The organism is Buttiauxella agrestis ATCC 33320 (assembly GCF_000735355.1).
GTDB classification, from domain to species: Bacteria; Pseudomonadota; Gammaproteobacteria; order Enterobacterales; family Enterobacteriaceae; genus Buttiauxella; species Buttiauxella agrestis.
Window position 1 is genome coordinate 36,613 of the sequence record NZ_JMPI01000052.1, and the last position, 13,907, is coordinate 50,519.

General features: G+C 48.6%; 12 protein-coding genes. 8 read left to right on the forward strand and 4 right to left on the reverse strand.

Translation table 11 applies throughout. The features are described from left to right. The first annotated feature begins 53 nt into the window (after positions 1-53). Entirely contained in the window at positions 54-1,670 is a 1,617-nt protein-coding gene (gene nadB, locus GBAG_RS15330; protein ID WP_034497772.1) for an L-aspartate oxidase, read from the forward strand. Here nadB and trmN read toward each other — a convergent pair. Continuing rightward, positions 1,655-2,392, reverse strand: a complete 738-nt coding sequence (trmN, locus tag GBAG_RS15335; protein ID WP_034497750.1) for a tRNA(1)(Val) (adenine(37)-N(6))-methyltransferase TrmN — start codon at positions 2,390-2,392, stop codon at positions 1,655-1,657. The two genes, nadB and trmN, sit on opposite strands and share 16 nt — an antisense overlap. A 133-nt stretch (positions 2,393-2,525) precedes the next feature. Here trmN and srmB point away from each other — a divergent pair, with 133 nt between their 5' ends. Further along, entirely contained in the window at positions 2,526-3,848 is a 1,323-nt protein-coding gene (gene srmB, locus GBAG_RS15340) for an ATP-dependent RNA helicase SrmB (RefSeq protein WP_034497752.1), read from the forward strand. A gap of 145 nt (positions 3,849-3,993) precedes the next feature. Here srmB and grcA read toward each other — a convergent pair whose 3' ends face one another. Next, a complete protein-coding gene (grcA, locus tag GBAG_RS15345) occupies positions 3,994-4,377 on the reverse strand; it encodes an autonomous glycyl radical cofactor GrcA (protein ID WP_034497754.1) in 384 nt (127 codons plus the stop codon). A gap of 320 nt (positions 4,378-4,697) precedes the next feature. Here grcA and ung point away from each other — a divergent pair, with 320 nt between their 5' ends. Further along, entirely contained in the window at positions 4,698-5,378 is a 681-nt protein-coding gene (gene ung / locus GBAG_RS15350; protein ID WP_034497756.1) for a uracil-DNA glycosylase, read from the forward strand. A 54-nt stretch (positions 5,379-5,432) separates the two neighbouring features. Here ung and GBAG_RS15355 read toward each other — a convergent pair whose 3' ends face one another. Beyond that, positions 5,433-6,494 carry a tRNA/rRNA methyltransferase gene (locus tag GBAG_RS15355; RefSeq protein WP_034497757.1) on the reverse strand — a complete coding sequence of 354 codons (1,062 nt, stop codon included), beginning with the start codon at positions 6,492-6,494 and terminating at the stop codon, positions 5,433-5,435. A gap of 211 nt (positions 6,495-6,705) precedes the next feature. Here GBAG_RS15355 and trxC point away from each other — a divergent pair, with 211 nt between their 5' ends. From trxC to GBAG_RS15380, 5 genes are all read left to right on the forward strand, one after another. Next, on the forward strand, positions 6,706-7,125 hold the full coding sequence (trxC, locus tag GBAG_RS15360) for a thioredoxin TrxC (RefSeq protein WP_034497758.1): 420 nt from the start codon (positions 6,706-6,708) through the stop codon (positions 7,123-7,125). 72 nt (positions 7,126-7,197) lie between these two features. Further along, positions 7,198-7,899 (forward strand): tRNA-uridine aminocarboxypropyltransferase, encoded by a 702-nt coding sequence (locus GBAG_RS15365; RefSeq protein WP_034497760.1) that lies wholly within the window; start codon positions 7,198-7,200, stop codon positions 7,897-7,899. Between the two features lie 32 nt (positions 7,900-7,931). Continuing rightward, the gene (locus tag GBAG_RS15370; protein ID WP_034497761.1) at positions 7,932-10,592 is read left to right on the forward strand and encodes a bifunctional acetate--CoA ligase family protein/GNAT family N-acetyltransferase; all 2,661 of its coding nucleotides are present in this window, start codon (positions 7,932-7,934) and stop codon (positions 10,590-10,592) included. A 114-nt stretch (positions 10,593-10,706) separates the two neighbouring features. Next, positions 10,707-12,062, forward strand: coding sequence for a CDP-diacylglycerol--serine O-phosphatidyltransferase (gene pssA / locus GBAG_RS15375; RefSeq protein ID WP_034497763.1), 1,356 nt, complete (start codon positions 10,707-10,709; stop codon positions 12,060-12,062). A gap of 60 nt (positions 12,063-12,122) precedes the next feature. Next, complete coding sequence (locus tag GBAG_RS15380; protein WP_034497765.1) at positions 12,123-12,446, forward strand: YfiM family lipoprotein; 324 nt, start codon at positions 12,123-12,125, stop codon at positions 12,444-12,446. Here the strand turns inward: GBAG_RS15380 and GBAG_RS15385 are convergent. Further along, a complete protein-coding gene (locus tag GBAG_RS15385; RefSeq protein WP_034497767.1) occupies positions 12,443-13,747 on the reverse strand; it encodes an MFS transporter in 1,305 nt (434 codons plus the stop codon). The genes GBAG_RS15380 and GBAG_RS15385 overlap by 4 nt on opposite strands. Between the last annotated feature and the right edge of the window lie 160 nt (positions 13,748-13,907).

Here is a 13,907-nt window from a genome sequence, read left to right on the forward strand (position 1 = left end):
AGCCCACATCGGGTGATATGCTGGCCCAACCATTGTTTAGTAAATTAAACACGATGAACGCAAATTCCGAACTCGCTTGTGATGTATTAATCGTCGGTAGCGGAGCTGCTGGCCTCTCTCTTGCTTTACGGCTTGCCGAAAACAGCAAAGTAATAGTTCTGAGTAAAGGGCCGATTAATGAAGGCTCAACCTTATATGCTCAGGGCGGCATTGCCGCTGTGTTTGATGAAACGGACAGCATCGACTCACATGTAGAAGATACTCTGATTGCAGGCGCTGGAATTTGTGACCGTGAGGCGGTGGAGTTTGTCGCCAGTAATGCACGTCACTGCGTGCAATGGCTGATTGACCAGGGCGTGTTATTTGATACCGAAGTTCAGCCAAATGGTGCAGAAAGCTATCATTTAACCCGCGAAGGTGGGCATAGCCATCGTCGAATTCTTCATGCCGCTGACGCCACGGGTAAAGAAGTAGAAACCACTCTGGTAGGTAAAGCGCTTAACCACCCGAATATTCGTGTCATCGAACGCAGTAATGCCGTCGATTTAATTGTTTCAGACAAAATAGGTTTACCGGGTACGCGACGCGTGGTCGGAGCCTGGGTCTGGAATCGCAATCGTGAAAAAGTGGAAACCTGCCGTGCGAAAGCGGTGGTTCTGGCCACCGGTGGCGCATCGAAAGTTTATCAGTACACCACTAATCCGGATATTTCTTCAGGCGATGGTATTGCCATGGCCTGGCGCGCCGGTTGCCGCGTCGCGAACCTGGAATTTAATCAGTTCCACCCGACCGCCTTGTTCCACCCTCAAGCACGTAATTTCCTACTGACCGAAGCCTTACGCGGCGAAGGTGCTTATCTCAAGCGCCCTGATGGCTCACGGTTCATGCCTGATTTTGATGAGCGTGGTGAACTGGCTCCGCGAGATATCGTCGCTCGCGCCATCGATCATGAGATGAAGCGTCTGGGTGCAGACTGCATGTACCTTGATATCAGCCACAAACCAGAAGAGTTTGTACGCCATCATTTCCCAACAATTTACGAAAAGCTGATGGGGCTGGGTATTGATCTCACCAAAGAACCCGTCCCGGTGGTGCCAGCGGCACATTACACCTGCGGCGGTGTGATGGTCGATGAAAATGGGCGGACTGATGTTGACGGGCTATATGCTATCGGCGAAGTCACTTATACCGGTCTGCATGGTGCAAACCGTATGGCGTCGAACTCGCTGCTGGAATGTCTGGTTTATGGCTGGTCAGCGGCAGAGGATATTATAAAGCGTATGCCGTACGCCCGAATTTCCAGAAAACTGCCGGACTGGGATGATAGCCGCGTCGATAATCCAGATGAACAAGTTGTGATTCAACATAACTGGCATGAGCTTCGCCTGTTTATGTGGGATTACGTTGGGATTGTACGATCCACGCGCCGTCTGGAACGCGCACTGCGCCGAATTACGATGTTGCAGCAAGAGATCGACGAATACTATGCCAACTTCCGCGTGTCGAACAATTTGCTGGAACTGCGCAACCTTGTGCAAGTTGCTGAGTTAATCGTGCGCTGTGCCATGATGCGTAAAGAAAGCCGGGGTCTGCACTACACTCTGGACTACCCGGATTTGGCCGAAAACTCCGGGCCAAGCATTCTTTCGCCACTCTACATAAATAAATAGAAATCCTGGGTCAGGCTGCAATAGCCTTCGGAATATTGTTGGTCTGGCCCACGAATGATTAATCGTTCAGTAAAGTATTCACCATCTGTTGATGACAACGCCAACATGACGCGATGCGGCAAACGCGTTTCATTATCTGCGATATCTGTACGGTAACGTACAAACCATCCCTGTGTTTTTGCAAGTTCACAAAAAGCCGTTCCCGACGTTTCAGGCATGATCACACAGAAAAAGCCATCCTCAGTGATCAACTGAGCGGCACTACTCAACAACGCGTTATGATCAAGCGTTGTGGTATAGCGAGCCTGAGCACGCTCCGGCGAAGCACAATCACTGCCCTGGGTAAAAAAGGGCGGGTTGCTGACGATTAACGAGTAACGTTGCGTGGCTTGTTGCGCCCATTCACGAATATCAGCGCAATGAACCGAGATACGCGAAGACCACTTGCACCCTGCGGCGTTTTCCGCAGCTTGCTCAGCGGCAGCAGGATCAAGTTCTACTGCATCGACCGTGACATGATCAGGCGTGCGCTGCGCGAGCATTAATGCCAGTAAGCCGCTTCCGGTGCCAATATCCAATACGTTTTTCACATTTGCTACGGGTACCCATGCGCCCAGCAACGTGCCATCAGTTCCGACTTTCATTGCACATCTGTCGTGCGCTACAAAGAATTGTTTAAAGGTGAATCCATCACGACGCAATACTGCTCTTTGACTGCACATCTTAGCTACCCTGTAGAGAAACGGGTGTAGCATAGGGGAAAGTTGCTGCCAGGAAAAGCGTCAGTTATCCACACAAACAGATGAAGATCGCAGCCATAACGTCTATAATCGGCGCCCTACATAGAGGAAGACCATGACTGTAACCACTTTTTCCGAACTGGAACTTGACGAGAGCTTGTTGCTCGCGCTCCAGGACAAGGGCTTTACCCGCCCGACAGCTATTCAGGCTGCCGCCATTCCACCTGCACTTGAAGGGCGTGATGTCCTCGGTTCCGCACCAACCGGTACCGGTAAAACAGCCGCTTATTTGCTGCCTGTGTTACAGCATTTGGTCGATTTCCCGCGTAAAAAATCTGGCCCACCACGTATTTTAATCGTCACGCCAACGCGTGAACTGGCAATGCAAGTGGCCGATCACGCTCGTGAGCTGGCAAAACATACACATCTTGATATCGCAACTATCACTGGTGGCGTGGCTTATATGAACCACGCTGAAGTGTTTAGTGAAAATCAGGATATCGTTGTCGCAACAACGGGCCGCCTGCTGCAATACATCAAAGAAGAAAACTTTGATTGCCGTGCAGTTGAGACACTGATTCTTGATGAAGCCGATCGCATGTTGGATTTGGGCTTTGCGCAGGATATCGAAACCATTGCTGCAGAGACTCGCTGGCGCAAACAAACCATGCTGTTCTCTGCCACGCTTGAAGGCGATGCAATCAAGAACTTCGCTGAGCGTTTGTTAGAAGATCCTGTTGAAGTTTCAGCAACGTCATCAACACGTGAACGCAAAAAAATCCACCAATGGTACTACCGTGCCGATAATATTGAGCATAAAACCGCTCTGTTGGTACACCTGCTGAAACAACCGGATACCACTCGTTCAATCGTCTTTGTGCGTAAACGCGATCGTGTGCATGAACTCGTTGCCTGGCTTCGCGAAGCGGGAATCAATACCTGCTATCTCGAAGGCGAAATGGTGCAGATGAAACGTACCGAGGCAATCAAGCGTTTGACTGATGGCCGCGTGAACGTTCTGATTGCAACCGATGTTGCCGCGCGTGGTATTGATATTCCAGAAGTGAGCCATGTGTTTAACTTCGATATGCCGCGTACTGCTGATACCTATCTGCACCGTATCGGGCGTACGGGTCGTGCCGGTCTGAAAGGCACTGCAATCTCATTGGTTGAAGCGCATGACCATTTGCTGCTAGGCAAAGTCACTCGCTACATGAAAGAACCAATGAAATCTCGCGTGATTGATGAGCTGCGCCCAACCACCCGCGCACCGAGTGAAAAACTCACCGGCAAGCCGTCGAAGAAAGTGCTCGCTAAGCGCGAAGAGAAGAAGAAAGACGAGAAAGAAAAACCGCGTGTGAAAGTGCGTCTTCGCGATAAAAAGAATGTCGGTAAGCGCCGTAAACCAAGCAGTACGAAAACCGATTCAGCTGAATAATTCATCAGCAGCTATATAAACCGTCTCCCAGGAGGCGGTTTTTTTATGATTTGAGTTAGAGTTTTAACCATTTTGTTACACTTCTGAATCAGAACCATAAAAAAAGCCGGTGCAACTGCCACCGGCTTTTTAAATACTTTAGAAATTAAAGGCTTGCAGTAAAGGTACGAGCAATCACGTCACGCTGCTGTTCTGCAGTCAGTGAGTTGAAACGTACGGCATAGCCAGAAACACGGATAGTCAGCTGCGGATATTTTTCTGGGTGTTTAACAGCATCTTCCAGAGTTTCACGACGCAGAACGTTCACGTTCAGGTGCTGACCACCTTCTACACGAACTTCAGGTTTTGCTTCCACACCGATTTCACGATATTCGAACTCGCCCAGTTTGCTCACTGCGACAACTTCGTCTTCTGCAAAATCTGCTTTAGCACAGACACAACGCGCTTCGCCTTTCTCGCTGTCCAGCAGCCAGATAGAGTTCAGGAGTGAATCATTTGCAGCTTTAGTAATTTGGATACCAGTAATCATTTTATTTCTCCCTATGGGCTAATTTTGTGATTCTATTTCGGGCCATAAACTGGCTCATTGGTAAAACCATTGTTGCGTTACTGATCTTTATACTAGCCAAACCGGCTTCAAACTTTGATTTAAATCAATTAAATCCATGCCATCAATGTGCCTATGATATCATTTATTTGTTTTACATCAACTTAGCTAGCCTGGTTGAAATTAAAAATTATGTAAATTTTCAAATTTTTTTAGGTTTAAGTCTCAACAGTGACTCATCCATTTTGTTTAGAAGAAAGAAGCCGTTAAGCTAGTGAGATTCCAAATCGCAGGAGAGCGAGATGACGCCCCCCCTCACCTGGCACGATGTGCTGGCTCAAGAAAAGCAACAACCCTATTTCATTCATACGCTAGCAACCGTTGCTGAACGACGCGCTGCTGGAGTCACGGTTTATCCTCCTCAGAAAGACGTATTCAACGCATTCAGATTTACGGAGCTGGGTGACGTGAAAGTGGTCATCCTTGGACAAGACCCTTATCACGGTCCAGGGCAAGCACACGGTCTGGCATTCTCTGTTCTGCCTGGTGTTGCAGTGCCACCGTCTTTAAAGAATATGTACAAAGAGTTGCAGAGCGACATTGCTGATTTTGTGCAACCAAACCATGGTTACCTGGAGAGCTGGGCGCGTCAGGGCGTACTTTTACTCAACACAGTATTAACCGTCGAGGCAGGTAATGCGCATTCGCATGCGAAATTAGGCTGGGAAGCATTCACAGATAAGGTAATTGCGCTGATTAACGAACACTGTGAAGGCGTCGTATTTTTACTCTGGGGATCACATGCGCAGAAGAAAGGCAGTTTTATTGACAGAAACCGCCATCACGTTTTACAAGCCCCTCATCCCTCGCCTTTATCGGCGCATCGTGGTTTTCTGGGGTGTGGGCATTTCTCTAAAACCAATCAGTATCTGACCGAACGCAACCAGCCCGCAATTGACTGGACGCCGGTTTTGCCAGAATAAAGAGACAAAAAAGCCAGCTTTCGCTGGCTTTTTAAAACGGTCATTCTCAAAGCATTACGCTTTGTTTTGACGCCACCATTCAGACAACAACACACCGGTTGCCACTGATACGTTCAAGCTTTCAACATTACCAGTGCCTGTGATCGCGACGCTCATGTCAGCATTTTCAAAGGTCGCATCAGAAACACCTTCGCGTTCCTGACCTAACACCAGAACCATTTTCTTCGGCAACTCAGCTTTGAAAAGCGGAGTTCCTTTATGGCTTGATGTTGTGACAATCGCGTAACCGGCTTTACGGAATTGCTCCAGACCTTCTTCGAAAGTCTCGCCGCTGATTGCTTCAACATGCTCCGCACCGCCTTCAGCAGTACGAACCGCAGCGCCAGATTCCAGCATTGCTGCATCTTCCACCAGCAAGCCTTTCACACCGAAATGTGCGCAGCTACGCATAATGCCGCCGAGGTTATGCGGGTTAGCCACGTTTTCCAGCGCCAGAACACAATCTTCTTCGCCAGCTTTAGATAACCAGCTGTCAACAGTAATGCCGCGACGCTTTTTAATGATGAAGCAAACGCCACCGTGGTGTTCTGTACCGGATGCTTTAACCAACTCCGCATCATCTACCACATGGTAGGCTTTACGGTTTGCAGCCATCCAACGCAGTGCTTCTTTGAAACGCGGGGTCACGCTCTGGATGAACCAGGCGCGTACGATGCAATCAGGACGGCTCAGGAACAAAGCCTGACAAGCGTTCTCACCGTAAACACGTGTTTCTTCCGCACGTTGGCGGCGAATGATTTCAGGGTCAACAATAGGTCTGCCATTGGCACCCATTTGCTCGCCTGCTTCAGACACTTCTTCTCTTGGCGGTCGTGAAACCGTGCGCCATGGGTTATCACCACGATCTTCACGATCGTCACTACGATTCCGCTCGCGCCCTGCGCCAGGTTTATCATCGCGACGTGGGCCACGACGGCCCTCACCGCGTGACGCTGCTGCCGGACGCCCACCACCTTTACCTGTGCGCGGGTTTTGGCTGCGTTTTTCGCTGTCATCGTCACCGCGGACATACATCACTTTGACCTTGCCGCTTTTACCTTTAAATTCGTCGTTCATGCTTTTCTCCACCTGGCTGAGCGCGTGGCGCGCAGATTACCCGATGTGGCACTGGTTAGCCATTAACTTTGGTCAAAAGCCCACAACTATTGTATTCATCGAATAAATCACTTTGCTGGCACTCGACTAATCGCTGATAATATTTAACATATAAGAAACATCATCTGTGAATTTCGCCATTTTTGGACAACACATCCTTTAGAGGTTAGTTATGAATACCGTTTGTGCCGCCTGCCAGGCAATTAATCGCATCCCCGATGAGCGTATTGATGACGGTGCCAAATGTGGCCGTTGTGGTCATGAGCTGTTCGATGGTGAAGTGATTAATGCCACCAGCGAAACCCTGGATAAATTGCTGCAAGACGACTTACCGGTGGTTGTAGATTTTTGGGCGCCATGGTGCGGCCCATGTGTCAACTTCGCGCCAATCTTTGAAGATGTGGCGGAGGATCGCAGCGGCAAAGTCCGTTTTGTTAAAGTGAATACAGAGGCGGAGCCAGCGCTAAGTGCTCGTTTCCGCATCCGCAGCATTCCGACCATTATGGTGTTTAAAAAAGGTGAAATGGTCGACATGCTAAATGGTGCGATGCCAAAAGCCCCATTTGAAAGCTGGCTGAACGAAAACATCTAAGTTGACGGGCACGTTTATTGTGCCCGGATACTTCATCTACGTTAGAATGGCGTTTTTAAGCTTGTTTATCTGATGACTGAAAACGCCGTCTTACGTCTTCGCGCTGAACGCCTGGCGCGTGCAACTCGTCCTTTCCTTGCCCGTGGTAATCGCATACGCCGTTGCCAGCGTTGCCTGTTGCCGCTAAAAACCTGTCTGTGTGAAACGCTACAACCTCAGAATGCACGTAGCCGCTTTTGCCTGGTGATGTTTGATACAGAGCCTATGAAGCCAAGCAATACCGGGCGATTAATTGCCGATATTTTACCGGATACCGAAGCGTTTCAGTGGTCACGTACAGAACCCCCTCAGGCTTTGCTCGATTTAGTCAGCTGCCCTGATTACCAACCAATGGTGGTATTCCCGGCATCTTATGCAAGCGTTGGGCGCGAAGTGCTGACCACCCCGCCAAAATCAGGCAAGCCACCACTCTTCATTATGTTGGATGGTACATGGACCGAAGCACGCAAGATGTTCCGCAAAAGTCCTTATCTTGATGGACTGCCCGTGATTTCAGTCGATTTAAGTATTGTCTCCGCCTATCGCCTTCGTGAAGCCCATGCCGAGGGCCAATACTGTACTGCGGAAGTCGCTGCTGCATTGCTCGCACTGGCTGATGATGAACATGCCGCCATCGGTCTGACTGAGCATTTCACGTTATTTCGTGAGAGGTATCTGGCGGGGAAACCTCATCATCAATCCAGCATCACAGCACCGGAACCAGAAAGCGTTTAAACTCACTGAGTTAATTCTCAGGAGAGAGAGCTATGAGTCAACGTGGGCTGGAGGCGCTACTGCGCCCCAAATCAATTGCGGTTATCGGGGCTTCTGCAAAAACAGATCGCGCGGGTTATTTAATGATGCGCAATCTTCTGGCTGGCGGTTTCAACGGCCCAGTCATGCCGGTAACACCCAGCCATAAAGCGGTCTGCGGCGTGCTTGCCTGGCCTGATATTGCAAGCCTCCCCTTCGCCCCCGATCTCGCCGTCATCTGCACTCACTCAAAACGTAACCTGGAATTACTGCAATCACTGGGAGAAAAAGGCTGTAAAGCCTGCATTATTCTCTCCTCTCCCCCTGAACAATTGCCTGATTTACTGGCTTGCGCTGCACAGTGGCAGATACGTTTACTTGGCCCAAATAGCCTGGGTTTACTTGCTCCGTGGCAGGGCCTCAATGCGAGCTTCTCACCTGTCCCGATTCAAAAAGGTAAGCTGGCTTTTATCTCCCAATCTGCGGCTGTTTCTAACACCATTCTGGATTGGGCACAGCAACGTGAAATGGGCTTCTCGTGGTTTATTGCGTTAGGCGACAGCCTCGATATTGATGTTGATGAATTACTGGATTATCTGGCTCGCGATACCAAAACGAGCGCCATTTTGCTTTATCTGGAACATTTGAGCGATGCGCGGCGTTTTGTTTCGGCCGCGCGAAGTGCTTCTCGTAACAAACCCATTCTGGTGATTAAAAGCGGCCGTAGCACCAAAGCACAAGAATTGCTGAAAACACATCCCGGACTCGATGCTGCCTGGGATGCGGCGATTCAACGAGCCGGTTTGTTACGGGTGCAAGACACTCATGAACTGTTTTCGGCCGTAGAAACATTGAGCCATATGCGACCGCTTCGCGGCGAACGCCTCATGATTATCAGTAACGGCGCTGCTCCAGCAGCGTTGGCGCTGGATGAGTTATGGTTACGCAATGGCAAACTGGCAACATTGAATGAAGAAATACTCGGTAAGCTAAAAGGTGCTTTGCCCATCAGTGTTGAAAGTGGCAACCCGTTAGACTTACGAGATGATGCCACGCCAGAACGTTATCTTCACGCCGTGGAGATCTTACTTGATAGCCAGGATTTTGATGCACTAATGGTGATCCATGCCCCGAGCGCTGCAGCGCCGGGGACTGAGAGCGCCACCGCATTAATCGACTTAATCCGCAGGCATCCACGAGGGAAATACATCACGTTGATTACCAACTGGTGCGGTGAGTACTCGTCTCAGGAGTCCAGGCGCTTGTTCAGTGATGCCGGTATTCCGACTTATCGCACGCCTGAAGGCGCAGTTACCGCCTTTATGCATATGGTGGAATATCGTCGCAACCAAAAACAGCTGCGTGAAACACCCGCGCTGCCCGCCAATCTGCAAGCGAATGCCAGCGAGGCGCATCAATTGCTGATGCAGGCATTAAAAGAAGGCGCGACTTCACTCGATACACATGAAGTGCGCCCTATCTTGCAGGCCTATGGCTTGAACACATTACCGACCTGGATTGCCGGTGATAGTGCGGAGGCTGTGCATATTGCCGAGCAGATCGGATATCCCGTGGCATTAAAGCTCCGCTCTCCCGATATTCCACATAAATCGGAAGTTCAGGGGGTAATGCTTTACCTCAGAACAGCCGCTGAGGTTCAACAAGCCGCTGATGCCATCATCGACCGTGTGAAAATGGCGTGGCCGCAAGCGCGAATTCATGGGTTATTGGTTCAAAGCATGGCTAATCGCGCAGGCGCTCAGGAACTACGAATCGTGGTTGAGCATGATCCTGTCTTTGGCCCTTTGATTATGCTGGGCGAAGGCGGTGTAGAATGGCGACCCGATCAGCAAGCCGTTGTCGCATTACCTCCGTTGAACATGAATCTTGCCCGCTATTTGGTTATTCAGGCGATAAAAAGCGGAAAAATTCGTGGGCGTAGCGCGCTACGCCCATTAGATGTTCCCGGTATTAGTCAGATTCTGGTTCAGGTTTCTAACTTAATTGTCGATTGTCCGGAAATCCGTCGCCTGGATATTCACCCACTTCTGGCTTCTGGAAACGAATTCACATTGCTGGATGTCACCTTACAGCTCGCTGAATTCGAGGGTGATCCGGAGACCCGGCTGGCTATCCGTCCTTATCCATACCAACTTGAAGAAAACGTGGTCCTCAAGAATGGTGAGCAGTGCCTGTTTCGCCCGATTCTTCCAGAAGATGAACCACTGCTACGACAGTTTATTTCCCTGGTCACCAAAGAAGATCTCTACTACCGATATTTCAGCGAGATCAACGAATTTACCCATGAAGATTTAGCCAATATGACCCAGATCGACTACGATCGAGAAATGGCATTCGTTGCAGTCCGGCAACAAAACGGTAGCAGCGAAATAATCGGCGTAACTCGTGCAATCTCCGACCCAGATAATATTGATGCCGAGTTTGCGGTGCTGGTGCGCTCTGATTTAAAAGGACTTGGATTAGGCCGAAGACTACTGGAGAAACTTATTGCCTATACGTTAGAGCATGGGCTTCAACGACTTAACGGCATAACAATGCCAAATAACCGTGGCATGGTCTCATTGGCCCGAAAACTTGGATTCGATGTCGATATACAACTGGAAGATGGCATTGTCAGCCTGACACTTCCATTGATAAAAAGCATGGATTCGTGAGTAAGGTACTGGAAAACTTACTCACTTTGCGGGTCAGTAGTGGTATTATCAGCAAGTTCTGACGTCTGGATTTTGCAGAAGGCCATCCAATGAATAGAGAAGATACGCACTGTGATGTTGTCTAAATTTAAACGCAATAAACATCAACAACACCTTGCCCAATTGCCGAAGCTTTCTCAGTCAGTTGATGATGTAGAGACCCTTTTCTCCCCAGCGGATTTCCGTGAAGTCCTGCTGCAAAAAATTGCTAGTGCAACTCGCCGCATCTGTATTGTCGCTCTATATCTTGAGCAAGACGATGCGGGTAAAGCCGTGTTAGCTGCACTTTACCAGGCGAAACAACAACGCCCGGAAATTGAAGTGACTGTCCTGGTAGACTGGCATCGTGCTCAGCGAGGCCGAATTGGTGCTGCTGCAACTAACACAAATGCCGACTGGTATTATCGCATGGCCGAAGAACATTCAGGTGTAGATATCCCTGTTCACGGTGTGCCTGTGAATACTCGCGAAGCGTTGGGCGTTCTGCACTTCAAAGGCTTTATTGTTGATGATTGCGTGATTTATAGCGGCGCCAGCGTGAATGACGTTTATCTACATCAGCATGATAAATATCGTTATGACCGCTATCAGGTCATCTGTAATCCGCAGCTTTCTGACATCATGTATAACTGGATGCAGCAAAATCTGGTGCGTGGACGTGCGGTACATCGCCTTGATAGATTACATAGACCAAAAAGCCCTGAGATTAAAAATGATATTCGTTTGTTCCGCCAGGAGTTACGGGATGCTAGTTTCCATTTCCAGGGGAATGCCGATAACGAGCAGCTTGCTGTTACGCCTTTGGTTGGCCTGGGCAAAACAAGCTTGCTCAATAAAACTATCTATCATTTGATGCCGTGTACTGAGCAAAAATTAGTTATTTGCACGCCTTATTTCAATCTTCCGGCGGTACTGGTACGAAATATTATTCAGTTGCTTCGCGAAGGTAAGCAGGTCGAAATTATTGTCGGCGACAAAACGGCGAATGATTTTTATATTCCTGAAGATCAGCCGTTTAAGATAATCGGTGCATTGCCTTATCTCTACGAAATTAACCTTCGTCGCTTCCTGAGCCGTTTGCAATATTACGTTAATAGCGGGCAATTAATTGTGCGCTTATGGAAAGATGAAGATAACAGTTATCACTTAAAAGGTATGTGGGTAGATGACGAGTGGATGCTGCTGACGGGAAATAACCTGAACCCGAGAGCATGGCGGCTGGATCTGGAGAATGCGATTCTTATTCATGATCCTAAACACGAACTCACCACGCAACGCGATCATGAACTGGAATTGATCCGCACGCATACTACTGTCGTTCAGCATTATCGAGATTTACAGAGTATTGCGGAATATCCTATAAAAGTTCGTAAGCTCATTCGCCGTTTGCGACGTATCCGCATCGACCGTTTGATCAGCCGTATTCTGTAATTCATCGTTATACTGATAAAACCCTGCTTGCAGGGTTTTTTTATAGCCTGAGGATAGTGAATGCTTCGTTTATTACTTCCATTAGTGTTCCTCTTGAGTGGTTGCAGCCATATGACGCAAGATCAGTGGCACGGGCAGGATAAAGCTCAACATTTTATCGCCTCTGCAATTCTTTCCGCTGCGGGGAATGAATATGGTCATCATCAGAACTGGAGTGATTCCCGTAGTGCTAATTTTGGTTTCTTATTTTCAGTCAGTCTTGGGGCAACAAAAGAGTTTTGGGATAGTCGTGAGGCAGGGAGCGGGTGGAGCTGGAAGGATTTCACGTGGGATGTAGCCGGTGCGGCCACCGGCTATGCAATATGGCAGTTTGCCAAATATTAAAGTTTTATTCCTTTACCCTTGCGATGTAGCAACAGTGACACCAGGAATGCTAAAGCTCCCATTCCGGAGACATACCAGAAAAATGCTGTTTCCATACCGATAGATTTGAGGGAAAGCGCAACATATTCCGCGGAACCACCAAACAGCGCATTGGCTACGGCATAAGATAAACCGACACCTAATGCCCGGACTTCTGGCGGGAACATTTCAGCCTTCAAAATCCCGCTGATCGAAGTATAAAAACTGACGATTAACATAGCGAATATGACAAGGCCAAATGCCGCGTAGGGAGAGGTGACGTTTTGCAAAGCGGTAAGAATAGGAACTGTCACTACCGTCGCTAATCCACCAAAGAACAGCATGGAATTACGGCGACCAATTCTATCTGATAAAGCTCCAAAGAAGGGCTGTACCAACATAAATATAAACAATGCAAACGTCATTAATGCGCTGGCAGTATTAGCATGCATTCCTGCTGTATTAACCAAATACTTTTGCATGTAAGTCGTGAAAGTATAAAAGCTTAGTGAACCGCCAGCGGTAAATCCAAGAACCATAATAAAAGCGCGGCGGTTTTTCCAAAGGCCGCCCAGAGTCCCTGCATCTTTGTGTTCCCGGGTCGCTTTATCTGAAGTTTCATCTAATGAACGGCGTAAATAGAGGGCGACAACGGCAAGTACTGCGCCCAGTGCGAAAGGTATCCTCCACCCCCATTCACGCAACTCTCCATCACTGAGAACTTGTTGAAGTACAACCACAACGAGTAGCGCTAAAAGCTGCCCACCAATGAGTGTTACGTATTGAAAAGAAGCATAAAATCCTTTACGGCCCTCTACTGCCACTTCACTCATATAAGTTGCACTCGTACCGTATTCCCCTCCTACAGATAGCCCCTGAAATAAGCGAGCCAGTAAAAGCAGTGCTGGGGCCCAGGTGCCAATGGTTTCATAGCCTGGTAAACAGGCGATCACCAAAGATCCGAAGCACATCATACAAACCGAGATTAGCATTGAGTTTTTACGCCCATGCTTGTCGGCAATATAACCAAACAACCAACCACCAATCGGACGCATTAAAAAACCGGCGGCAAATACCCCGGCAGTTTGTAGAAGTTGTGTTGTGTTGTTACCTGAAGGGAAAAAAATATGGGCGAAGTATAGCGAACAGAAGGAATAGACGTAGAAATCAAACCACTCAACCAAATTCCCCGATGATGCTCCAACAATGGCCCAAATACGGCGGCGTGTATCTGAACTTGTAAGAGCGGTTTTATCCTGCTGTGTTGATACTGTTTCAGTCATTTTAATTTTCTCCTGTCTTCCTGAATAGGCGAACGCCCAAAGATCCAGTAAAGCAGGAGATAAAACAGATGCGACTCAGAGTTATCTGTTTCGATGTAGTTGCTTAAAAAATTGTGAGCAGGCTAATCTTTTAAAGTGGATTGCGAGAAAATTTCATAAA